This window comes from Trinickia acidisoli (assembly GCF_017315725.1).
Classification (GTDB): Bacteria; Pseudomonadota; Gammaproteobacteria; order Burkholderiales; family Burkholderiaceae; genus Trinickia; species Trinickia acidisoli.
In genome coordinates this window covers 3,277,538-3,300,298 of record NZ_JAFLRG010000001.1, presented here as the reverse complement: position 1 = coordinate 3,300,298, position 22,761 = coordinate 3,277,538, and the positions used below count along the sequence as shown (strand labels likewise).

Below are 22,761 nucleotides of genomic sequence, written 5' to 3'. Positions count from 1 at the left end.
AGGGCCGGCGAAAGGAAGAGGTTCAAAGTCGAAATATCGTTGCGTCAGTCGGCGAGTAGCCGAGATTTTAATGGAATCGGCCGATCTTGCCGCGTCCGGCACCCACCGGAAGCCGGAGGACGCGCGCGCCGGCTCCCATCTTGTCTCAAAACGCACTAAGCTTGTCTCTCGGAACGCAGTGCGCGCCATGACGCGCTGCACCGTACCGCGCACGATACAGGAGAGCGAAAGCCATGAGTCAGACAACCGAAACCGCCACGTTGGGCGGCGGGTGCTTCTGGTGTCTCGAAGCCGTTTATCTCGACGTCGAAGGCGTGACGAGCGTTGAATCGGGCTACGCGGGCGGCAGGCTCGAGCGGCCGACCTACGAGCAGGTCTGCGACGGCGGAACCGGCCATGCCGAGGTAGTGAAGGTCGAATTCGATCCTTCGCGGATCAGCTATCACGAGGTGCTCAAGATCTTCTTCTCGATTCACGACCCGACCCAGTTGAATCGGCAGGGCAACGACGTCGGCGAGCAGTACCGGTCCGTCGTGTTTGCACACAGCGATCGTCAGCGCGAGATTGCGTTCGAGACGATTCGCGAGCTCGAGCGCGACCGTGTGTACGACGCGCCGATCGTCACCGAAGTGCACGCGCTCGACGGCAATTACTGGCCGGCGGAGGCCTACCATCAACGGTACTTCGCTCAGCATCCCGAGCAAGGCTATTGCGCGTTCGTCGTGGCACCGAAAGTCGCGAAGTTTCGCGCGAAGTTCGCCGGCTGGATGCGCCCGGGGGTATAGGACCGCAGCCGATGCGGCGGTGCTCGGACACCGCCACGAGTTGCGGCGGGTGATCAATCCAAATCCGCAGCCGCCGCCGTGTTCGTATCGTCCGGCGGCGTCTCTTCCCGCAACCGGGCGCAGGCCGCCGCGATTTCGCGCGCGAGTGCCGCGCACGTGAGCGGCGCCGATCCTTCCGCTTTGTTGTTCGTGACGATCAGCACGGGTTGCCCGGCGATGGCGTAGCGCGCGGCCAGTTCGGCGAGCGCCGCGCGCGTGGCCGGATCTTCATCGACGAGCCGATTGAACGGCTCGTACTTCGCCTTCGCTTGTTCATACTTGAACCCGCCGTGCAGGCTCCAGCGCACGATGAGCGGCCCGCGTGGCGTCTCGCCGTCGAGCAGCGCGAGGGCAGCCGCTTGGCGCAAGGGGTCGGGCATGCGCGCATGCAGCCCCACGCAGTAGCGTATGCCGCGCTCGCGCAGCATACGGATCAGCCGCGGCGTGAGCAGGCAGGCATCACGAATCTCCAATGCGTAGCAGGGGCTCGGCGCACCACCGCCGGCATCGCCGGCCGCCGCTAGTTGCGGCAGCGCGTCGAAAAACGCGCCGAGCCGTTCGACGAATGCGCTAGGGTCGGCGAGGATGCGCTCGGGCAGCGGCGGAAACTGGAACACGAGCGAGCCGGCCTTGGCGCCAAGGCCTTCGATACATGGCGTCACGAATTCGGCGGCGGCGAGCCGTGCATCGAGAAAGCAGGGATTGTCCGCGATCGGTTCGCCGCGTTCTGCCCGCAGCGTGGCATCCGTCACCGAAGCCGGCGCCTTGACGATGAAGCGGAAGTCGTCCGGGACCTGTTGCGCGTAGCGCAGATAGTCGGCCACCGACAGCGGCGCGTAAAACGAGCGGTCGATGCTGACCGTGCGCAGCAGCGGGTGCGCGCCGTAGGCGGTCAGACCATCGCGTGCCAGCTTCGAGTCGCTGTAAGCCTCGCCGTAGACGATGCCTTCCCAGCCCGGAAACGACCACGACGACGTGCCCAGATGCACGTGACGCGGCAATGCCTGCGCGGCGTCCAGCATGTCGGGCGAAGGTGTCGCCGCGAGTACGGCTCGCGCGCGACGGGTGCGCTTGGCGGGAGGGCCGCCACCGTCGTCGGGGGCGGTATCGGGAGCGGCCGATCGAGGCGATTCGGACGCCGGCTGCGGCGAGCCTGCGTCCGGATGGCCGAACAGATCGAATTGCGTATCGTCGTTGTCTTTGCTTGCTGCCATCGAATGCCGGGCCCTTGCAACGGGCCCTTCGTGCACGCGCTACGCGCTGAGCGGCCGATCGTACATGTAGCGGCGCGACCAAGGCAACGTCTGCGCGCTGCGGCCGGCCTTGCGGCAGACGATCTGAAACAGCGAGACGTCGTCGTTCTCGAACGCATAAGCGCAGCCGGCCAGATACACGCGCCAGATCCGAAACTTTTCGTCGTCGACGAGCGTTTTCAGCTTCTCGCTGTGCGTTTCGAAGTTCTCGGTCCAGATCTCGAGCGTATGCGCGTAATGGCGCCGTAAGCTTTCCACGTCGATTGCTTCGAGCCCGCCGCGCTGCATCGCTTCGAGCGCGAGGCTGATGTGCGGCAACTCGCCGTCGGGAAACACGTAGCGATCGATGAACTCGCCGCCGCCAAGCGCCGTCTCGCCGCTGTCATAGTCGGTGGACGTAATGCCGTGGTTCATCGCGATGCCTTCGTCGACGAGCAGTTCGCGGATTTTGCCGAAATAGGTCGGCAGGTTCTTGCGCCCGACGTGCTCGAACATGCCCACGCTCGTGATGCGGTCGAACTGCCCTTCGATGTCGCGATAATCTTGCAGACGAATTTCGATCTTGTCGGCCAGGCCCGCGGCTTTCACGCGCGCGGTGGCAAGGTCGAACTGATTCTGCGAAAGCGTGACGCCGACGCACTGCGCGCCGAATTTGCTCGCCGCGCGCAAGACGAGCGCACCCCAGCCGCAGCCGATGTCGAGCAGGCGCTGGCCTGGTTGCAGTCGAATCTTCGTCAGAATGTGGTCGATCTTCTTGAGCTGCGCGGTGCCCAGGTCTTCGTCGCCGTTTTCGAAGTAGGCACACGAATAAACCAAGTTCTCGTCGAGCCAGAGCTTGTAGAACTCGTTCGAGACGTCGTAGTGATATTGGATCGCCTTCTTGTCCGACGTCTTCGTGTGATTGAAGTAGCGCCGCACGCGGGCCAGCTTGCCCGCACTCGTCACCGTGTTCTTGGCGAGCGAGTAGCCGATCGAGATGATGTCCGAGAGCTTGCCCTCGATATCGATCTTGCCCTTCACGTAAGCTTCGCCGAGATTGTCGAGGCTCGGCTCGAGCAACAGCGGCAGCGCCGAGGCCGAGTTGACCTTCAGCGTGACCTGCGGCGCCGCAAAGCTGCCGAAGTCGAGTTGCTGCCCATTCCATAAGACGAGGCGCGCCGGCAGGTTCGTCTTGTTGCGCACGTCGTCCACCCACTGCGTCAGCTTTTTCTCCCAGAACATGCCTTTTCTCCGTGTACGTTGAAAATGCAAAGCAAAGTAGAGCAAAGCAGCCGTCCGCGCGTCGCGTGCGCGAATGCGGGCGGCGGGTTCTTGCAAAGACGATCGAGCGTGCTGCCCGCCCGCGGTTGCACGCGGGCAGCGCGCCGGCGCGCGTCAGCTCGCCGTCACGGCGAAAGCCGCGAGAGGCGCCAGCCGCCCGCGCTTTGGCGCGTGTAAAGAATCCTGTCGTGCAGTCGCGACGGACGTCCTTGCCAGAATTCGATCGTGTCGGGCACGAGACGGTAGCCGCCCCAGTGCGGCGGCCGCGGCGGGCTTTCGCCGAAGCGCTCGGCAAACGATTTCTCGCGCGCCTCGAGCAGCGCACGGCTCTCGATCGGCCGGCTCTGATCCGACGCCCAGGCGCCGATGCGCGAACCCAGCGGGCGGGAGTTGAAATAGGCGTCGCTCTCTTGCGCGCTTGTTTTCACCACCGTGCCTTCGATACGCACTTGGCGCTCGAGCTCGATCCAGTAGAACAGCAGGCACGCGTGCGGATTGACCGCCAGGTCCTGCCCCTTGCGGCTTTCGTAGTTCGTGAAGAAGACGAAGCCGCGCTCGTCGACGCCCTTGATGAGCACGATGCGCGTCGAGGGATAGCCGCGCGCGTCCACGGTGGCGAGCGTCATCGTGTTGGGCTCGGGCAGGCGCGCGTCCAAGGCCTGCTTGAACCAGGCGTCGAATTGGCGGATCGGATCGGCGTCGGCGCTCGTTTCATCGAGCGAGCCGCGCGCATAGTCTATTCGGAGATCGGCGAGCGTTGTCATGTTGTTATGCGACCACTACACAGTCGGGGTCAGTATAGCCAACCCGCGAAAAACGTGCCGTGTGTCGGGCCGCCGCAATGCGGGCAAGCGAGCACGCCAGCCACCCGCCATGCGAGCGGCCCGGCTCGGCTCGATGAGGCACAATACAGGCCTCGCTCGTACGATTTACAGGCATCATGTCCAGCCCGCGCGCCACCGCGATGAATTCCGATCTTACTCCCGTGCTCAGCATCGTCGACGACGCCGAACAGGCCGACCGCGCGCGCCGATTCGGCGGCATTGCGCGGCTTTACGGCTCGCGCGCACTGGCCGCGTTCGAGCGCGCGCACGTGGCGGTGATCGGAATCGGCGGAGTGGGCTCATGGGTGGCCGAGGCGCTTGCCCGGAGCGCCATCGGCACGCTCACGCTGATCGATCTCGACAACGTAGCCGAAAGCAACACGAACCGGCAAGTGCACGCGCTGGATGGCAATTACGGCAAGCCCAAGGTCGATGCCATGGCCGAACGCATCGCGCTGATCGATCGCGCGTGCGAGGTGCGCCGCGTCGAAGATTTCGTCGATCCCGGCAATTTCGATGCCCTGCTCGGTGGCGGTTTCGACTACGTCGTCGACGCGATCGATAGCGTGCGCACGAAAACGGCGCTCATCGCCTGGTGCGTCGCGCGCGGGCAACCGCTCATTGCGGTGGGCGGAGCGGGCGGGCAGCTCGATCCGACGCGTATTCGCATCGACGATCTCGCTTTGACGATCCAGGACCCGCTGCTCTCGAAAGTGCGCGCGCAATTGCGCAAGCAGCACGGTTTTCCGCGCGGGCCCAAGGCGAAATTCAAAGTGAGCGCCGTCTATTCCGACGAACCGCTCATCTATCCCGAAGCGGCCGTCTGCGATATGGACGATGTTGCCCAACATTTGAGCACTTCACCCGGTCACGCGGGGCCCGTCGGGCTCAATTGCGCGGGGTTCGGTTCGAGCGTGTGCGTGACGGCCAGCTTCGGGTTCGCTGCGGCCGCCCACGTGCTGCGGGCATTGGCGAAGGCCGCCGGCTGAGGGCCACGCCGCGGGGTTCAGTTCAGCATGGCGCTGAGCTTACGGCGCCATTCCAAGACGAGTTCGGGGCGGTGCGCCGCCAGGTCGAAGACGGAGAGCATCGTCTTGCGGCCGACATCGTCACGAAACGACCGATCGCGTCTGACGATCTCGAGCAGGTGCTCGAGCGCGGGCGCATAGGCGCGTCGCGCGATCAGCGCGTTCGCCAAGTCCAAGCGCGCCTCCAGATTGTCCGGGTTTGTCGCGACGGTGGCTTCCAGCGAATCGGTCGGCGGCAGATCCGTGGCCGCATCGAGGGCGTCGAGCCGCGTCTTCAGTGAGTTGTAGCGGGCATCGATGCCCTGCGTGATTTTCGGCGAGAGCAACTCCGCTTCGCGGCGTGCGTCGTCGATTTGATCCTCGTCGAGCAAGAGCTCGATCAGGTCGAGCCGTGCCTCGTCGAAGCCTGGGTCGAGCGCGAGCGCCGCTTGCAGGTGGTCCAGCGCGACGCCGCGCTGGCCTGCCTCGAGCGCTTGCAGGGCGGTGCGATGCTCCACCTCGGCCGGGTTCGGTACGAGCCGATCGATGAAGGCGCGCAACTGGTTTTCGGGCAGCACGCCCGTGAATTGGTCGACGGGACGCCCGAGCGCGAACGCCACGACGTGCGGAATGCTGCGCACCTGAAAATGCGCGGCGAGCTGCGGGTTCTCGTCGACGTTGACTTTCACGAGCCGCCAGCGGCCCGCGTATTCGTGCTCCAGCTTTTCCAGCAGCGGGCCGAGCGATTTGCAGGGGCCACACCACGGCGCCCAGAAATCGACTAGGACGGGCGCGAACGCCGAAGCATCGATTACGTCTTTTTCGAAAGTCGCCAAGGTGGTGTTCATCGCTTCCTCGTTGGACAGTCAGTTACCGGTGCAGCAGATGGGCGCGGCGCGCGCGATTTCAACCATCTCGCGATGGCGTGCGGCGCCGGCGAGGCGGACGCCGCGCTAGTGCGCGCCGCGTTCGGGCAGCGGAATCCACTCCGTTTCGCCCGGCACCTTGCCGATCGTCTGGGCGGCCCAGGCGGCTTTGGCCTGAGCGATTTTTTCGCGCGAACTCGCCACGAAATTCCATTCGATGTAGCGCTCGCCGTCGAGTTTCGCGCCGCCGAGCAGCATGACCGTCGCGCCGGCGCGGCTCGCTAGCGTCGCCGTCTCGCCCGCTACGAGCACGGCCATGTGGCCGGCGGCGAGCGGCTCGCCGTCGATTGCGAGGTCGCCCTCGACGAGATAGACGCCGCGCTCCTCGTGCTCGGGCTCGATCGCCAGCGCGCCGTCCGGGGCGAAATTCGCGGCGACGTAAAGCGTCGGCGAGTACGTGCGCGTCGGCGCTTGCGCCCCGAAGGCACGGCCGGCGATGACGGTCAGCGTGACGCCGTTGCGCTCGATTTGCGGCAGCGCGGCGGCTGCATGGTGCTCGAACGACGGCTCGTCGGTTTCATGCGCGAGCGGCAACGCTACCCAGGTTTGAATGCCGTGCATGACCTGGCCTTGGCGTCGCTCTTCGTCCGGTGTGCGCTCGGAATGGACGATGCCGCGGCCGGCCGTCATCCAATTGACGTCGCCGGGCGTGATTTTTTGCACCGAGCCGATGCTGTCGCGGTGGAGCATCGCGCCCTCGAACAGGTACGTGACCGTCGCGAGGCCGATATGCGGGTGCGGCCGCACGTCGACGCCCGTCCCCGGCGCGTAGCTGGCTGGGCCCATATGGTCGAAGAAGATGAACGGGCCGACGAGGCGAGCGGCGAGCGCAGGCAGCACGCGGCGCACGGCTAGGCTGCCTATGTCGCGCAGCGACGGCTTGAGGATGGCTTTGACGGACGGCGGCGGCACGGCGCACTCCCTGCGAGACTTGGGCGAATCATTGTACTTCGCCTCACAGGTGCGGCACGCGGGCGGGCGGCCGCGGTTGCCGCGCTCGCCCGCCGTTGCGGCCTCACGCCATGCGGTTCTTCGCCAGCGGCGGGTTCGCGGCGAAGTAGCGCTTGATACCCTTGAGAATGGCGTTGGCCATTTCGGCGCGGTAGCTATCGTCGTTCAAGCGCTTTTCTTCTTCGGGATTGCTGATGAAAGCCGTTTCGACGAGGATCGACGGAATGTCGGGCGCTTTGAGCACGGCGAAGCCGGCTTGCTCGACCGAACCCTTGTGCAGCTTGTTGATCTCCCCGACCTCCTTGAGCACGAACGTGCCGTAGCGCAGGGAATCGCGGATCTGCGCCGTCGTCGACATATCGAACAGCGCGCGGTTGACCGATTCGTCTTGCGTCTTCACGTTGATGCCGCCGATGAGGTCGGATGAATTCTCCTTGTTCGCCATCCAACGCGCCGCGGCACTCGTCGCGCCGTGATCGGACAGCGCGAAGACCGAGGAGCCGCGCGCCTCGGGGGTCGTGAAGGCGTCGGCATGGACCGACACGAACAGGTCGGCGCCGACGCGCCGCGCCTTTTGCACGCGCACGTTCAGCGGCACGAAAAAGTCGGCGTCGCGCGTCATCATCGACCGCATATTGGGCTGCGCGTCGATCAGCACGCGCAGCTTCTTCGCGATGTCGAGCGCCACGTGTTTCTCGTAGGTGCCCGCGCTGCCGATTGCGCCGGGGTCCTCTCCGCCGTGACCCGGATCGATCGCGACGGTTAGCAGGCGCGTGGTATTGCCGGACTTGGGCGTTGTGAAGGCGTAGGCGTCGTCGCCGCCGAGGCCGTCGCCCGTCGCCCCGCCGTTCTGGCCCGGCTCGCCCTTGCGCTGGGCGAGCGCGGGCGGCGCGGCGGGCGGCTTGGTCGGCTTGCGCGCGCCACCTGCGTTGGAGCCTGCGCTTGGGTTCGCGCTTGGCGAAGCCGGCGTGCCCGGTGGCGTGTTTTGCGCATAGCGCTCGAAGAACGCATCGCTGTTATCGGACGGCGCAGGCGATGCCGAAGGCGCCGCATCCGGCCCCGCGAGCGGCGCGGGCGTGTCCTGCAGAGCGTTGCCGCCGCCCGCGCTTTCGTTCAAACGCTTTTCCTTGCGCTCGGTCTCGGCGAGCAGTTCCATCAGCGGATCGGGCGCGACGGTTGGATAGAGGTCGAGCACGAGCCGGTAGCGATAGCTGCCCACGGGCGGCAATGAAAACACCTGCGGCTTGACCGAGCCTTTCAAGTCGAATACGAGGCGCACGACGTGCGGCTGGAATTGCCCGACGCGCACGGTCTGAATTTGCGGATCGTTCGGCGTGATCTTCGAGACGAGATCGCGCAGCGCTTGGTCGAGATCGAGGCCATCCAGATCGACGACGAGGCGATCGGGCCCTTGCAGCAATTGTTGCGTCGCTTGCAGCGGCTGATCCGATTCGATCGTCACGCGCGTGTAATCGCGCGCCGGCCAGACGCGCACGCCGAGCACGGAACTGGCGAGGGCGAGGCGCGGGAACGCGAGCGACGATGCGAGTCCGAGGACGAGCGTCGATGCGCCCGCGCGCAGCACTTGGCGGCGACGCCAGTTATGCGTCGCCGTGGCAGCCGATTCGATCGACTTGAACGGTTTGATCAACATCTTTCGAGACATGCTTTTCCTGATTCGCTGTATGCGCGGGCATCGAGCAGGCGCCGCTCGCCGTCGACGGTGTCGAGGCCGAAAACGAGATCGGGCGTGCCGAGCAGGTTGCCCGCTTTCTGCGGCCATTCGACGAGGCAGATTGCGCCCGCATCGAAATATTCGCGAAAGCCTGCATCGGCCCACTCCGCCGGATCGGCGAAGCGGTAGAGATCGAAGTGGTAGAGCTCGAGTTCGCCTCCATCGCGCGCGAGCGCGTACGGTTCGACGAGCGTGTAGGTCGGGCTGCGCACGCGTCCCGAGTGACCGAGGCCGGCTAGCGTCGCGCGCACGAGCGCCGTTTTGCCGGCGCCGAGATCGCCGAGAAGCTGCACGTGCAGGCCGGTGAAGCCGGGTAGCTTGCGCACGTCGTCGATCGCATGCGCAAAGCGCGCGCCCAATGCATCGGTGGCCGCGAGGTTCTCGAGCGTGAAGCGGCGCTCGAGCAGCGCTTTCGCGAGCGGAAAAGACGATGAAGCGGGCGCGGCGGGCATTCTCGTAAAATAGCGGGATGAAACGAAGTCCGGAACAGGCCGCCCTCGACACGGGCATGCTCGGCCAAGCCGATGCATGCGATGCGGCCGACGCTGCTACCCAGCCCCTCGACGATGCCGCGCTTGCAACGCTTGCGCAGCGCATCAAGGTGTGGGGCCGCGCGCTGGGCTTTTCCGCTGTCGGGATCAGCGATACCGATCTCTGCGATGCCGAAGCGGCGCTTTCCGCTTGGCTCGAGGCGGGCTTCCACGGCGAGATGGATTATATGGCCAAACATGGCGCGAAACGCGCACGGCCGGCCGAGCTTGTGGCCGGCACGCGACGCGTGATCTCCGCCCGCATGGCCTATTTACCCGCAGCGTCGCTCGCGGCAAATCACGATGAAAGCGCATCGTCAGCCACGCTTCGCGGTGCGCGCGGCGATTGGCGCGCGCGCGAGCTCGCGCGCCTCACCGATCCGTCGGCCGCTGTCGTGTCCGTCTACGCTCGCGGCCGCGATTATCACAAGGTGATGCGCCAGCGGCTGCAGCAGCTCGCCGAGCGGATCGAGCGCGAGGTCGGCGCATACGGCTATCGCGTTTTCACCGATTCGGCGCCCGTGCTCGAAGTCGCGCTCGCGCAAAAGGCCGGCATCGGTTGGCGCGGCAAGCATACGCTGTTGCTCGAGCGCGACGCGGGCTCGCTGTTCTTTCTCGGCGAGATCTACGTCGACATTCCGTTGCCGACCGACGCCCAGACGGAGCCCGAGCGCGCCACGCGCGAGGCCGGTGCGCATTGCGGGCACTGCACGCGCTGCATCGACGCGTGTCCGACCGGCGCGATCGTCGGGCCCTATCGCGTCGATGCGCGTCGCTGCATCTCCTATTTGACGATCGAACTGAAGGGCAGCATTCCCGAGTCGTTGCGACCGCTGATCGGCAATCGCGTGTACGGTTGCGACGACTGCCAGCTCGTGTGTCCGTGGAACAAGTTCGCCCAAGCGGCGCCCGTCGATGATTTCGACGTACGGCACGGGCTCGATCGCGCGAGCCTCGTCGACCTGTTCGCCTGGAGCGAGGAGACGTTCGACACGCGCATGCAGGGGAGTGCGATCCGCCGCATCGGCCATGAGCGATGGCTGCGCAATCTGGCCGTGGCGATGGGCAATGCACTACGCACCGGGCGAGCCGAGAGCACGGTACCGCAAGACATGGGCCGCGCGGCGCCCATCGCCGAGACGAGCGCGCTCGATGCCGACGTCCGCGCGCGTATCGTCGCTGCGTTGCGCTCGCGCGCCGACGATCCCTCGCCGCTCGTGCGCGAACATGTGCAGTGGGCGCTGCAAGCGGCGTAAGCTATGGCGCAGCGCACAGCCGCCGCTACCGCTACTTATCGGGGAGATGCGATGTACCACGCCGTCGTGAGCGCGCCGTTCGGCAAAGTCGGAATCGAAGTCGATGCCGCGGCAGGCGTCGTCCGCGCGATCATCTACCTCGAAGATTCGATCCCCGAGCGTGCGCCCGATTCGGCGATCGCCGAGCGCGCCGCGCGGCAGATCGAGCGGTATATGGCCGACGCCGGCGCGCCGTTCGATTTGCCGCTCGCGAATGCCGGCACGCCGTTCCAGCGCCGCGTCTGGCAGGCGATGTGCGAAATCCCGCTCGGCAGCGTGATGACCTATGGCGCACTGGCACGGCAGGTTGGCGGGGTGCCGCGCGCGGTCGGTCAGGCGTGCGGCGACAATCCGTTTCCGCTCGTGATTCCGTGTCATCGCGTCGTGGCCGCGAACGGGCTAGGCGGGTTTTCGCATCATGCGGGCGATGGTTTCTATCCGCGCGTCAAGCGTTGGCTGCTCGCGCATGAAAGCAGCCAGCTCGCGCTCGCGCTATGAACGAGGTGAACGGCTTTGCGCCGGTAGAAGCCCAGGATGCGTTTGCAGCGCCGAACGAGCCGCAGGCCGACGCGGCAGTGCTCGCGCTGCAGGCGGCCAACGTGCGATCGATCGATGCGTTCGGCGATGCCCTTTGGCTCGAACACGGCCTCGCGCGCAACACGCTCGATGCCTACGGCCGCGATTTGCGTCTCTTCGCCGACTGGCTCGCGCGCACGCACGGCGTCGGCATCGACGCAGCGGGCGAGGGGCACGTCAACGGCTACCTTGCCGCGCGCAGCGACGGCAAGCCCACTTCCGCCAACCGCCGCCTCTCGGTATTTCGTCGCTATTTCGCGTGGGCGTTGCGCGAGCATCGCGTATCAAGCGATCCGACGATGAAAATTCGCTCGGCGAAGCAGCCGCCGAGGTTTCCTTCGACGCTGACGGAGGCGCAAGTCGAGGCGCTGCTTGCCGCGCCCGAGGTGGACACCGCGCTTGGCTTGCGCGACCGGACCATGCTCGAACTCATGTATGCAAGCGGGCTGCGCGTGAGCGAGCTCGTGGGGCTCAAGTCCGTCGAAGTCGGCCTGAACGAAGGCGTGGTGCGGGTGATGGGCAAGGGGTCGAAGGAGCGCCTCGTGCCGTTCGGCGAGGAGGCGCATGCATGGATCGCACGCTATCTACGCGAGGGGCGGCCGACGCTGATCGGCGCGCGCGCGGCCGATGCGCTGTTCGTTACGGCGCGCGGCGAGGGCATGACGCGCCAGCAGTTCTGGAACATCATCAAACGGCACGCACGCGCGGCGGATGTGAGAACGCCGCTGTCGCCGCACACGCTGCGCCACGCGTTCGCGACGCATCTCATCAATCACGGTGCCGATTTGCGCGTCGTGCAGTTGCTGCTCGGCCATGCCGATATTTCGACGACGCAGATCTACACGCACGTCGCACGCGAGCGCCTCAAGACGCTGCACGCGACGCATCACCCGCGCGGCTGACTTACAATGCGCCGATGAGTAAAACCAAACACGTGTCGGAGACCTTGGCCACACAGTTCTTGCGTCGCCATGATGTCCACTTCGGCGAGCACCCCTACGAGTATGTGGAGCACGGCGGCACGGGCGAATCGGCACGCCGGCTCGGCGTTGACGAGCACAGCGTCGTCAAGACGCTCGTCATGGAGGACGAGCACGCGAAGCCGCTCATCGTCCTCATGCACGGCGACCGCACGGTATCGACCAAGAACCTCGCCCGTCAAATCGGCGCCAAGCGCGTGGAGCCCTGCAAGCCCGAGGTGGCCAATCGCCATTCCGGTTATTTGGTGGGCGGTACCTCGCCGTTCGGCACGAAAAAGGCAATGCCCATCTACGTCGAATCGAGCATCCTCGAACTCGATCTGATCTATCTGAACGGCGGCCGCCGCGGCTACCTCGTCAGCCTTGCGCCCGCGCTGCTGACGTCGCTGCTCGGCGCGCGCCCCGTGCAATGCGCGAGCGTCGAGTGACCCGCGCGAGCGGCGCGCCGTTCTGTAAAATGAGCCGCCCGCGCGCTCCGCGCTATGCCCGCTAAGTCGAAAGAGTCCCGCCTATGCAAATGCTGATCGCAACCGTTGCCGCCTATTTGATCGGATCGATCTCGTTCGCCGTGATCGTCAGCGCGGCTATGGGGCTGGCCGATCCCCGCTCCTACGGATCGAAGAACCCCGGCGCCACGAACGTGCTGCGCAGCGGCAACAAGATCGCGGCTATTCTCACGCTCGTCGGCGATGCGTTCAAAGGCTGGCTGGCCGTTTGGCTCGTTGCGCGTTTCGGGCCGAACTACGGGCTCGGCGATACGGCCGTCGCGCTGGCGGCAATCGCCGTCTTTCTCGGCCACCTCTACCCGGTCTTCTTCAAGTTCAAAGGCGGCAAGGGCGTGGCAACGGCCGCCGGCGTGCTGCTCGCGATCAACCCGGTGCTCGGCCTCGCGACCGCGCTGACCTGGCTCATCATCGCGTTCTTCTTCCGCTATTCGTCGTTTGCCGCGCTCGTCTCGGCGGTGTTCGCGCCGCTGTTCGACATCTTCATGTTCGGCGCCAATCGAATCGCCTGGGCCGTGTTCGCGATGAGCGCGCTGCTCATCTGGCGGCATCGCGGCAACATCGCGAAGCTGATTGCGGGGAAGGAAAGCCGCATCGGCGAAAAGAAGGGCGGCGCGAAGAAGCCCGAAGCGGGCACCGCGCACGCGCGCAAGCATTGAAGTCGAGCAAGACGGCAAGACGGCAAGGCGCTCGCGCTTTGCCGTCTTGCCGGTGCGCCGCCCGCTTTCGCGCGGCTCGCGCGGTGAGCGTCGGGTCCTCGGATTAGTCGCGGAAGTTGTTGAAGTCGAGCGGGGTGTCGGTCACATCCTTGCGCAGCATCGCGATGACGCTTTGCAGATCGTCGCGCTTGGTGCCCGACACGCGCACCGCGTCGCCTTGAATGCTCGCTTGCACCTTGATCTTGCTGTCCTTCACGAGCCTGACGATTTTCTTGGCGAGATCGCCCGACACACCCTTCTTGATCGTGACGACTTGCTTGACCTTGTCGCCGCCGATCTTTTCGATCTTGCCGTAGTCGAGAAAGCGCACGTCGACGTTGCGCTTGGCCATCTTCGACAGCACGACGTCCTTGACTTGCCCCAGCTTGAAGTCATCGTCGGCGAACATCGTCAGTTCGCCTTCCTTTTGCTCGACCCGCGCGTCCGACCCCTTGAAATCGAAGCGCGTGGAAATTTCCTTGTTGGATTGCTCGATCGCGTTTTTCACTTCGACCATGTTGGCTTCGCAGACGACATCGAACGACGGCATATTCATTTCTCCATATAATCACGACCAAACGCTATTTTACCGACGCCTTTCTTCCGAGAAAATGCCGGGCCGCAGCCGCGCCGATCGATATATCGCATTGTGCGACGGCTGGCCCGACAATGCAGCCAAGCGCGCTCTTGCCGATGTCCTTGTCCGATCCTTCACTGCTGGTACCCGACTATTCGCTGCGTGCGCACAACACGTTCGGCTTCGACGCGCGCGCGCGTTGGTTTTGCCGCATCGAATCGTCCGATCAGTTCTCGGCCGTTTTGCGCGATGCTCGCGTGGCTGGCTTGCCGCATCTCTTGCTTGGCGGCGGCAGCAACGTCGTTTTCACGCGCGATTTCGACGGCGTCGCGATGCTCGTCGCGCTGGCGGGCAAACGCCTCGTGCGCGAGGACGACCAAGCGCGCTACGTCGAAGCTGCCGCGGGAGAGAACTGGCATGCGTTCGTCGCTTGGACGCTCGCGAACGGTTTGCCCGGGCTTGAAAACCTCGCGTTGATTCCGGGCACGGTCGGCGCCGCGCCGATCCAAAACATCGGCGCGTACGGGCTCGAGATGGCCGAGCGTTTCGCTTTGCTGCGGGCCGTCGAGCTCGCCACCGGCGCGACGGTCGAACTCGATGCGGCGCAATGCCGATTCGGTTACCGCGACAGCTTTTTCAAGCGGGAAGGGCGAGACCGGTTCGCGATCACGTCGGTGACGTTTCGCTTGCCGAAGGCATGGACGCCGCGCGCCGAGTACGCCGACATAGCGCGCGCGCTCGAGGCGGGCGCTGCCGATGCATCGCCGCAGGCCATCTTCGATGCGGTCGTCGCCGTGCGGCGCGCGAAGCTGCCTGATCCGGCCGTGCTCGGCAATGCGGGGAGCTTCTTCAAGAATCCCGTCGTCGATGCGGCGACGTTCGAAACGCTGCGGGCCCGCGAGCCGCAGGTCGTCTCGTACCCGCAGGCCGACGGGCGCGTCAAACTCGCGGCCGGCTGGCTCATCGATCGCTGCGGCTGGAAAGGGCGAGCGATGGGCGCGGCCGCCGTGCACGAGCGGCAGGCGCTCGTGCTCGTCAATCGGGGCGGGGCAACGGGCGCGCAAGTGCTTGCACTCGCACAAGCGATCCAAGACGACGTGCGCGAACGGTTCGGCATTCGGCTGGAGCCCGAGCCGGTCGTCGTTTAGCGCGATTGTGCGCGGGCGGGGGCCGCGACGTATGCGAGCGCGCCGAGTCGTTTCGCTGCGGCCGGTCGTTGCATTGCCGGCCGCAGCAAAGACGAGATCGGTGCGTCGGTTGGTGGCCCGGTTCGGCGGGCGGTCAGTGATTGAGCTTGCCGAGCAGCAAAAACTCCATGAGCGCCTTCTGGACGTGCAGCCGATTCTCGGCTTCGTCCCATACGACGCTTTGCGGCCCGTCGATCACGTCGGCGCTGACTTCCTCGCCACGATGGGCAGGCAGACAGTGCATGAACAGCGCATCGGGGCGCGCGCGCCCCATCATTTCGGTATCGACGCACCAATCGGCAAACGCTGCCTTGCGCGCTTCGTTCTCGGCCTCGAAGCCCATGCTGGTCCAGACGTCGGTCGTGACGAGATCGGCGCCTTCGCACGCATCGTTCGGGTCTTCGAACTCCTCGAAGAATGATGCGCTATGGGGGGCGACGAGCGCTGCGTCGAGCTTGTAGCCGGGCGGCGTCGAAATGCGCAGCTTGAAGCCGAGAATCTGCGCGGCCTCGATCCACGTGTAGAGCATATTGTTGGCGTCGCCCACCCACGCTACCGTTTTACCCGCGATCTGGCCACGAAGCTCATAGAACGTGAAGATGTCGGCGAGCACCTGGCACGGGTGGTACTCGTTGGTCAGGCCGTTGATGACGGGCACGCGCGAGTTGTCCGCGAAGCGGCGCAGGATGTCCTGGCCGAACGTGCGGATCATGATGATGTCGACCATCCGCGAAATAACCTGGGCGGCGTCTTCGATCGGCTCGCCGCGGCCGAGCTGGGTATCGCGCGTGCTCATGAAAACGGCGTGGCCGCCGAGCTGGAAGATGCCGGCTTCGAACGAGAGCCGCGTGCGCGTCGAGTTCTTCTCGAAAATCATCGCGAGCGTGCGATCGTGCAGTGGGTGATAGGTCTCGTAGTTCTTGAACTTGCGTTTCAGGATGCGCGCACGCTCGAGCACGTACTCGTAGTCATCCAGGGAGAAGTCGCTGAACTGCAGGTAGTGACGGATTTGTTTGGCGGCCATGAAACAAATACGGCGGGCTTCACCCGGTGCAAGGGCACCGGACGGCGCCGCCGTCGGATGTGGTAACTGCAAGCAGCATAAAGGATTTTTTTTCGTTTGACGAGCCGGCAAGCCGCGGCGTGGACCGGTAGCCATGGGCATGCCCCGTTTGTGTGCAGTGCCGCAAAAGGCCCGTCGCGGTGATATAATCGACAGGTTTTCCCAAGCCCGGCGGGCAGGCTTCGGGCAAGTTTCATGGGTTTTTTACATGGCCGAAGCATCCCACATCGAATACTTCATTCAAGGCGTCACGAAAGGCGGAAAGAAATTCCGGCCCAGTGATTGGTCGGAGCGTCTCGCGGGGGTCATGTCCTGCTACGGTCCCGGCGCCCAAGGTCCGAACGCGCGGCTGCAATATTCGCGCTACGTCCGTCCCCTCCTCCTCGGCGATCTCAAATGTGTCGTTCTCGATTCGCGGTTGCGCGACATTGAGCCGATGGCGTTCGATTTCGTGATGAATTTCGCGAAGGACAACGACCTCGTCGTTACCGAGGCGTGCGAACTGCCGGACGGCCACGGCGCGACGCGCGCAAGGTAAGCGCCAGCCTAAGCTGAGCGCGTCTGAGCGCTCACGGTGTGGCGAGTTGCCACGCAAGCACCGGGTGCGTGGCGCCGGCGGGCATCGCCCACACGCCGCTAGGCCCGAAGTTCCAGCCGACGAAGCTCGCGGGGTTCGACATCTGTGCCGTTGTCAGTCCGTTCGAGGCCGAGAGGCCCGGGCCGCCGTACGATTGCCCGGTCGTCTGCGCGTTCCAATACACATCCGAGGCGATCGTGCCGCCGTTGGCAATACCGGCAAGCTGAGCGGGGTAGTTCGGATCGGGTGACTCTCCGGCTACGAGACCCGTTGCGAACGATTGGCTGATCGTCCCGTTATTGAATGCCACAAGGCCGGCGGCGGCACCCGCCACGAACGTTCCCGCCGCATTGCCGGTTGCATATGACTGGGAAATCGTGCCGTTGTTGGTGCCGACGAGCGCGCCGCCTTCGATCTCGTCGGCGTAAGTGTTGGCGGAGGAATAGAGGTTGCCGGTCGCATAGGATTGCACGATGTGTCCGTTGTTCTCGCCGACGAGACCGCCGGCGGTTCCCTCGGCCCCCACGCTTGCGCCGCTGCCGGCACGCTCGATCGTGCCGTCGTTCTGCCCCGCGAGGCCGCCGGCGAACGATCCGTAGCTGACATCGACATTTCCCGAGACATCAACGTTAGTGATCAGGCCCTGGTTGTCTCTCACTAACAGGCCCGCTTCGCCGTTGCCGCCCCCAAAGAAGCTCGAGGATGCCGCGGTGTCGGTGATGTTCAGGTTGCGCACGACGCCATTCGCGCCGATCGTATCGAAAAAGCCTTGGTACACGTACGCGTCGGTGATCGTATGTCCCATGCCGTCGAATTGGCCCGTGAACGTATAGCCCCCCTGGTTGCCGATCCCCACCGTTTGCGGCGTGTAGAACGAGTAATTTGCGTCGATGTCGTTGCCGAGCGCATAGTTGCCGGCGTAGTTTGCGTGAGGGCCTTGTAACGCGTTCAAATCGTCGAGCGAATTGATGAGTTGATACGCGGTGATTTGCGTGACGAGGCCGCTGTACATCGGCGATGCCCACGATGCATTGCCAAGCAGCGTGCCGGGACTGTAGGTGCCGTTCATGTCGTATAGCAGCGTAGCAATGCCGGTGCTCTTCGACCAGTCGAGGGTGCCGTTGTCGATCACGCCGCCGCCGTTGTCGATCGCGGGCGCATCGGCCCTGAGCGTCAGATTCCCGCCGCCTTGGTTCGCGATCATGACGCCTGTGCCGATCGTCACCGTGTGATAAGCGCCCAGCGTCAGCGAGGCGTCGCCCGTCCAGCCGATATTCGCCGCCACGTCGACATCGCCGCTCGTGCCGGACGCACCGGTCGTTTGTAGATTGATGGCCGTGCCGGCGCTCAAGCTGCGCGAGAAGATCGAGGCCGCCGGCGCATCGATTGCGATGCTCGGGGTCGTGATGTTCCAAACACCCGCCAGCACGCTTGGCATGCAGCCGACGAACGCGAAGCCGGCGGCGTTCGTATCGACGGCGCCGCCGCTGCCGTCCGCGTTGTGCGCTTCGATCGGCTGCGCGAGCGTGATGCCGCCCGTGTCGGCGACGAGCCAAACATGGCCGTCGCGCGTGGCCGTGCCCGTCGCGCGGATCGCGGCGTCGTTGCCCGCGAGCGCGAATATGTTGCCGTCCGCAGCTTGCAGGCTGACTTGCGCGGCGTCGATCGCGCCGAGGTTGACGATGGTGCCGCGGCTGCCCGCTTGCACGAACACTTGCTGCCCGGTGGATGAATCTTGCAGCAGCACGGTCTTGCCGGTGGCCAGCTCGGCAGAGCCGTTGGGCGCTTTGACGCTGCCGAAGTTGTCGATCTCGTCTGCGGAAATAAGAAATACGTCGCCGTTCGTCGAGCCGATCTTGCCGAGGTTGACGACCCGGCGCGTCGAGGAGCCGGAGAACGTCAGCGCGCCGCCGCTCATGAACGCGGCATTCTCGACATCGAGCGTCGATGCCACGAAGCGGCCGCCCGTCGAAACGACGCCGTTCGCTCCGATGACAATGCCCTGCGGATTGATCAGATAGACGCTACCGGTGGCCGAAAGCTTGCCGAGAATGAACGACGTAGCGCCGCCCGTCACGCGGTTCAGCGTCGCGCCGTTGCCGTTGTCGAACACGACGCGATTGCCGCTGTCGATCGAAAAGCGGGTCCAGTCGATCACGCCGCTGCCCGACGTTTGATTGATAGTCAGTGACGTTCCGTTTCCCGTGATCGATCCGCCACCCGCGACGAAGCGGCCGCCGCTTGGCAGCGTACCTGCGTTCGCCAGTGCCGAGATGCCGAACAACATTGCCATGGCAGACCGAATCGCCGACGCCATGAGCGTCGGACCAACAACCTGCGAGTTCACGTCGGACATGCGCGTCATAAGCCCACCGTCAGTTCGATCAGACTTCTAGCAATAGGGAAACGCGGCAATGCATGGAGATGCCCCGGAGGCGTGTCACGGTTCTCGAGTGTCAATAATTATTAGACGAATGGCGCTATCGGCCGCAGGTAGACATTCGGACAAGATCTCGTGCTTTTGCGCCAGGGCCGCCGGGGCAGGGCACCGGCGCGGATAGGGAATAAGCGGGAATAGCCGGGAACCGGGAATCGACCGGAATAGGGAATCGGCTCCGGCCATGGATGGGAGGCGCGAGGCGGTGCTTGCGGCCGACGACGAACTAGGTTCCGACGAGGGAAAATTCGAAGCGCATCGAGTCGATGCCCAATGCGAAACGACCCGGCCGCTTATACGGCCGGGTCGTCGAAGTGCGACTGGTGTAACGCTGACTTGCAGCTCGAAACGACGCGTGCGGCGCGCTTCGGCTCGTGAAACGAACTTACTGCGCAGCGGCGGCTTGCAGGCCCTTGACGGCAGCAGCCAGGCGGCTCTTATGGCGAGCGGCCTTGTTCTTATGAACGATCTTCTTGTCGGCGATGATGTCCATCGTCTTGGACGACGCGCGGAGAAGCTCCGCCGCCTTGGCTTGGTCGCCGGCTTCGATCGCCTTGCGGACAGCCTTGACCGCCGTGCGGTACTTCGAGCGCAGGGCCGAGTTATGCGAGTTCGCCTTCGCGGCCTGACGGGCGCGCTTGCGTGCTTGTGCGGAGTTAGCCATGAGAGTTCCTTGTCCTGTACTGTTTCGGCGCCCGGCCGGTGAAGCCGATCGAGTGCCGCTTTTGGTCCAAACCTCCGGAAGCGATTGCCCGGAAGTGCAAAAACATCGGCGAAGCGTGCTCGTGGTTTTCGCGAATGTGCCGCGAACACGGCGCCTAGCCCACTAGTGGCCGACGCCCGCCGTTGGGTCCTTAGCGTTCTTAGCCGGCCTCTCGGCCAGCAGCCTTGGCCGGCCAAAACGAGGAAAGGCCGGCTTGTGGCTCGGGCTTGTGGCTCGAGGTCGAGCTTCGAAACGCGCGAGTATAGCAACAAAATCAGGCACCTGGCAAGCACGGGGTGGGCCGACGTCTTTGAAACCTGCCACGACCGGCAGCGGACCGGTAGCGGACCGGTAGCGATACGACCGACCGGTCCTCGATACGGGCGGCCGGGCCGCCTGTGTCGGCCGGTGTCCGCCGGTGTCCGTATAATACCTGCCCCATGAATCTCTTCCGAGCCCTGCTGACGGTCAGCGGCTTCACGTTGCTGTCGCGCGTGACCGGTCTGGCCCGCGAAACGCTGATCGCCCGTGCGTTCGGCGCCAGTCAATTCACCGACGCGTTCTACGTCGCCTTTCGGATCCCGAACCTGCTGCGGCGCTTGTCCGCCGAAGGCGCGTTCTCGCAGGCGTTCGTGCCGATCCTTGCCGAATTCAAGAGCCAGCAAGGGCATGACGCGACCAAGGCGCTCGTCGACGCCATGTCGACGGTTCTCGCTTGGGCGCTCGCCGTCCTCTCGCTGCTCGGGGTGGCAGGCTCGTCGTGGGTTGTCTACGCCGTGGCGTCGGGGCTGCGCGCCGATGGGCAAGCCTTTGTGCTTGCAACGGCGATGACGCGGATCATGTTTCCGTACATCATCTTCATTTCGCTGACGACGCTCGCCGCCGGCGTGCTCAACACCTACGGCAAGTTCTCGCTGCCCGCGTTCGCGCCGGTGCTGCTCAACATCGTCTTCATCATCGCGGCCGTTTTTGTCGCGCCGCATATGAAGGTGCCCGTCTACGCGCTCGCATGGGCCGTCATCGTCGGCGGCGTGCTGCAGTTCCTCGCGCAGCTTCCGGCGCTAGGAAAGATCGACATGGCGCCGCGTATCGGGCTGAACCCGTTTGCCGCGCTGGCGCACCGCGGCGTCAAGCGCGTGCTCGTCAAAATGGTGCCCGCGACGTTCGCCGTCTCGGTTGCGCAGCTCAGCCTCATCATCAATACGAATATCGCGTCGCGCCTCGGCCCGGGCGCCGTCTCTTGGATTTACTACGCCGATCGGCTCATGGAATTTCCGACGGCCTTGCTCGGCGTCGCACTCGGCACGATCTTGCTGCCGAGCCTGGCGAAAGCGCATGCCGACGAAGACCCGCACGAATATTCGTCGCTGCTCGATTGGGGGTTGCGGGTCACCTTTTTGCTTGCCGTGCCGAGCGCACTCGCGCTATTTTTCTTTGCCGAACCGCTCACGGCGGCTCTGTTCGACTACGGCCGCTTCGACGCCCACTCGGTCGTCATGGTCGCACGGGCGCTGGCCGCCTATGGCGTCGGCCTGATCGGGCTCATCCTCATCAAGATTCTCGCGCCGGGCTTCTACGCCAAGCAGGACATCAAGACTCCGGTGAAGATCGGCATCGCCGTGCTCGTCGTCACGCAGCTATCGAACTACGCATTCGTGCCCGTGCTGGCGCATGCCGGCTTGACGCTGAGCGTCGGGCTCGGTGCTTGCGTCAACGCTTCGTTGTTGTTCATCGGTTTGCGTCGGCGCGGGATCTATACGCCGTCGAGCGGGTGGCTGCGCTTTCTGGTGCAATTGGCGGGAGCATCGTTGATGCTCGCCGGCGCGATGCATTGGTGCTCGATCAGTTTCGACTGGATCGGCCTGCATGCGCGGCCCGCCGCGCGCATTGCGCTGCTTGCCGCCTGTCTCGTTCTGTTTGCCGCGCTATATTTCAGTATGCTTGGGTTGATGGGCTTCAAATACGCATACTTCAGAAGGCGTGCCAAGTGACGGCCATGACATCCGTTCTCGATTACTTCGCCACCCTCGTTGCCGACGACGACAGCCTGCCGCTCACGGAGACGGCAATCTCGCTCGCGCAGGATGCGTACCCCGATCTCGATCTCGAAGGTGTGCTCGCCGAGCTCGACGAACTCGCGCTGCGTTTGAGGCGGCGCTTGCCCGCAGGCGCCGATCTGGCCGAAAGAATCGGCGCGCTGAATCGCTTCTTCTTCCGCGAACTCGGCTTCGCCGGCAATCTCAACGACTACTACGACCCCGACAACAGCCATCTGAACATCGTCGTGAAGCGTAGGCGCGGGATTCCGATCTCGCTGGCGGTGCTGTATCTGGAACTCGGCGAGCAAATCGGGGTGCCCGTGAAGGGCGTATCGTTCCCCGGGCACTTCCTGCTGCGCGTCACGCTGCCCGAAGGCGACGTCATGCTCGATCCGACGACGGGGCAGTCGCTCTCCGAAGCGCGGATGGTCGATATGCTCGAGCCGTACATCTCGCACACGGAGCAGTCGGTCGGCAATGCGCTGCGCTTGCTGCTGCAGCCGGCTGCACCGCGCGAGATCGTCGCGCGGATGCTGCGCAACCTGAAGGCCGTCTACCTACAGACGGAGCGCTGGCAGCGGTTGCTGGCGGTGCAGCAGCGCCTCGTGATTTTGCTGCCCGAGAGTATCGAGGAAGTCCGCGATCGAGGCTTCGCTTACGCGCGGCTCGATTACCTGCGGCCGGCGCTCGAAGATCTCGAGCGCTATCTCGACGACCGTCCCGACGCCGAAGACGCGACGACGGTCGAGTCGCAATTGAACGAACTGCGTCAGCGTACCGATCACGGCGAGCGCTGACCGGCGCCCGGCGGGCCGT

Annotated in this window: 22 protein-coding genes; 11 read left to right on the top strand and 11 right to left on the bottom strand. The window is 64.8% G+C overall.

Annotated elements, in window-relative coordinates:
* The first annotated feature begins 233 nt into the window (after nucleotides 1–233).
* Nucleotides 234–785 (top strand): peptide-methionine (S)-S-oxide reductase MsrA, encoded by a 552-nt coding sequence (gene msrA, locus J3485_RS15070; protein WP_206953849.1) that lies wholly within the window; start codon nucleotides 234–236, stop codon nucleotides 783–785.
* 53 nt (nucleotides 786–838) lie between these two features.
* Here the strand turns inward: msrA and J3485_RS15065 are convergent, their stop codons facing one another.
* The 3 genes from J3485_RS15065 to pdxH all read right to left on the bottom strand — a co-directional run bounded on the left by J3485_RS15065 (nucleotide 839) and on the right by pdxH (nucleotide 4,101).
* A complete protein-coding gene (locus tag J3485_RS15065) occupies nucleotides 839–2,038 on the bottom strand; it encodes a DUF72 domain-containing protein (RefSeq protein ID WP_206953846.1) in 1,200 nt (399 codons plus the stop codon).
* A gap of 39 nt (nucleotides 2,039–2,077) precedes the next feature.
* Nucleotides 2,078–3,298, bottom strand: coding sequence for a class I SAM-dependent methyltransferase (locus J3485_RS15060; RefSeq protein WP_206953844.1), 1,221 nt, complete (start codon nucleotides 3,296–3,298; stop codon nucleotides 2,078–2,080).
* A gap of 164 nt (nucleotides 3,299–3,462) precedes the next feature.
* On the bottom strand, nucleotides 3,463–4,101 hold the full coding sequence (gene pdxH, locus J3485_RS15055; RefSeq protein ID WP_206953835.1) for a pyridoxamine 5'-phosphate oxidase: 639 nt from the start codon (nucleotides 4,099–4,101) through the stop codon (nucleotides 3,463–3,465).
* A 176-nt stretch (nucleotides 4,102–4,277) separates the two neighbouring features.
* Here pdxH and J3485_RS15050 point away from each other — a divergent pair, with 176 nt between their 5' ends.
* A complete protein-coding gene (locus J3485_RS15050; RefSeq protein ID WP_206953832.1) occupies nucleotides 4,278–5,150 on the top strand; it encodes a tRNA threonylcarbamoyladenosine dehydratase in 873 nt (290 codons plus the stop codon).
* Nucleotides 5,151–5,167: 17 nt separating this feature from the next.
* Here J3485_RS15050 and trxA read toward each other — a convergent pair whose 3' ends face one another.
* From trxA to tsaE, 4 genes are all read right to left on the bottom strand, one after another.
* On the bottom strand, nucleotides 5,168–6,016 hold the full coding sequence (trxA, locus tag J3485_RS15045) for a thioredoxin (protein ID WP_206953830.1): 849 nt from the start codon (nucleotides 6,014–6,016) through the stop codon (nucleotides 5,168–5,170).
* 105 nt (nucleotides 6,017–6,121) lie between these two features.
* Nucleotides 6,122–7,006, bottom strand: coding sequence for a pirin family protein (locus J3485_RS15040; protein ID WP_206953829.1), 885 nt, complete (start codon nucleotides 7,004–7,006; stop codon nucleotides 6,122–6,124).
* A 103-nt stretch (nucleotides 7,007–7,109) separates the two neighbouring features.
* Entirely contained in the window at nucleotides 7,110–8,711 is a 1,602-nt protein-coding gene (locus tag J3485_RS15035) for an N-acetylmuramoyl-L-alanine amidase (protein WP_206953826.1), read from the bottom strand.
* Complete coding sequence (tsaE, locus tag J3485_RS15030; protein ID WP_206953824.1) at nucleotides 8,693–9,232, bottom strand: tRNA (adenosine(37)-N6)-threonylcarbamoyltransferase complex ATPase subunit type 1 TsaE; 540 nt, start codon at nucleotides 9,230–9,232, stop codon at nucleotides 8,693–8,695. Before tsaE ends, J3485_RS15035 begins: the two co-directional genes overlap by 19 nt.
* Before the next feature lie 17 nt (nucleotides 9,233–9,249).
* Here tsaE and queG point away from each other — a divergent pair, with 17 nt between their 5' ends.
* From queG to plsY, 5 genes are all read left to right on the top strand, one after another.
* Complete coding sequence (gene queG / locus J3485_RS15025; RefSeq protein WP_206953817.1) at nucleotides 9,250–10,566, top strand: tRNA epoxyqueuosine(34) reductase QueG; 1,317 nt, start codon at nucleotides 9,250–9,252, stop codon at nucleotides 10,564–10,566.
* Between the two features lie 51 nt (nucleotides 10,567–10,617).
* Entirely contained in the window at nucleotides 10,618–11,103 is a 486-nt protein-coding gene (locus tag J3485_RS15020; RefSeq protein WP_206953814.1) for a methylated-DNA--[protein]-cysteine S-methyltransferase, read from the top strand.
* Nucleotides 11,100–12,083, top strand: coding sequence for a site-specific tyrosine recombinase XerD (gene xerD / locus J3485_RS15015; protein WP_206953812.1), 984 nt, complete (start codon nucleotides 11,100–11,102; stop codon nucleotides 12,081–12,083). Before J3485_RS15020 ends, xerD begins: the two co-directional genes overlap by 4 nt.
* A 14-nt stretch (nucleotides 12,084–12,097) precedes the next feature.
* Nucleotides 12,098–12,589 carry an aminoacyl-tRNA deacylase gene (locus J3485_RS15010; protein ID WP_206953810.1) on the top strand — a complete coding sequence of 164 codons (492 nt, stop codon included), beginning with the start codon at nucleotides 12,098–12,100 and terminating at the stop codon, nucleotides 12,587–12,589.
* A gap of 83 nt (nucleotides 12,590–12,672) precedes the next feature.
* On the top strand, nucleotides 12,673–13,323 hold the full coding sequence (gene plsY, locus J3485_RS15005) for a glycerol-3-phosphate 1-O-acyltransferase PlsY (protein ID WP_206953808.1): 651 nt from the start codon (nucleotides 12,673–12,675) through the stop codon (nucleotides 13,321–13,323).
* A gap of 103 nt (nucleotides 13,324–13,426) precedes the next feature.
* Here the strand turns inward: plsY and J3485_RS15000 are convergent, their stop codons facing one another.
* Nucleotides 13,427–13,912: a YajQ family cyclic di-GMP-binding protein gene (locus J3485_RS15000; RefSeq protein WP_206953806.1), complete on the bottom strand. Its 486-nt coding sequence runs from the start codon at nucleotides 13,910–13,912 to the stop codon at nucleotides 13,427–13,429.
* Nucleotides 13,913–14,055: 143 nt separating this feature from the next.
* On the opposite strand from J3485_RS15000, the gene murB reads away from it, so the two are divergent.
* Nucleotides 14,056–15,087: a UDP-N-acetylmuramate dehydrogenase gene (gene murB, locus J3485_RS14995; RefSeq protein ID WP_206953803.1), complete on the top strand. Its 1,032-nt coding sequence runs from the start codon at nucleotides 14,056–14,058 to the stop codon at nucleotides 15,085–15,087.
* A 133-nt stretch (nucleotides 15,088–15,220) separates the two neighbouring features.
* Here murB and argF read toward each other — a convergent pair whose 3' ends face one another.
* Entirely contained in the window at nucleotides 15,221–16,150 is a 930-nt protein-coding gene (argF, locus tag J3485_RS14990) for an ornithine carbamoyltransferase (RefSeq protein ID WP_206953795.1), read from the bottom strand.
* A gap of 247 nt (nucleotides 16,151–16,397) precedes the next feature.
* On the opposite strand from argF, the gene J3485_RS14985 reads away from it, so the two are divergent.
* The gene (locus J3485_RS14985; RefSeq protein WP_206955826.1) at nucleotides 16,398–16,727 is read left to right on the top strand and encodes a DUF3579 domain-containing protein; all 330 of its coding nucleotides are present in this window, start codon (nucleotides 16,398–16,400) and stop codon (nucleotides 16,725–16,727) included.
* Nucleotides 16,728–16,758: 31 nt separating this feature from the next.
* Here the strand turns inward: J3485_RS14985 and J3485_RS14980 are convergent, their stop codons facing one another.
* Both J3485_RS14980 and rpsT read right to left on the bottom strand, forming a co-directional pair.
* Nucleotides 16,759–19,131 carry a beta strand repeat-containing protein gene (locus J3485_RS14980; RefSeq protein ID WP_242538577.1) on the bottom strand — a complete coding sequence of 791 codons (2,373 nt, stop codon included), beginning with the start codon at nucleotides 19,129–19,131 and terminating at the stop codon, nucleotides 16,759–16,761.
* Nucleotides 19,132–19,588: 457 nt separating this feature from the next.
* The gene (rpsT, locus tag J3485_RS14975) at nucleotides 19,589–19,867 is read right to left on the bottom strand and encodes a 30S ribosomal protein S20 (protein ID WP_206953793.1); all 279 of its coding nucleotides are present in this window, start codon (nucleotides 19,865–19,867) and stop codon (nucleotides 19,589–19,591) included.
* Nucleotides 19,868–20,346: 479 nt separating this feature from the next.
* Between rpsT and murJ the strand changes: the two genes are divergently transcribed.
* Entirely contained in the window at nucleotides 20,347–21,897 is a 1,551-nt protein-coding gene (gene murJ, locus J3485_RS14970) for a murein biosynthesis integral membrane protein MurJ (protein WP_206953792.1), read from the top strand.
* 5 nt (nucleotides 21,898–21,902) lie between these two features.
* A complete protein-coding gene (locus J3485_RS14965) occupies nucleotides 21,903–22,742 on the top strand; it encodes a SirB1 family protein (protein WP_206953791.1) in 840 nt (279 codons plus the stop codon).
* Nucleotides 22,743–22,761: the final 19 nt, after the last annotated feature.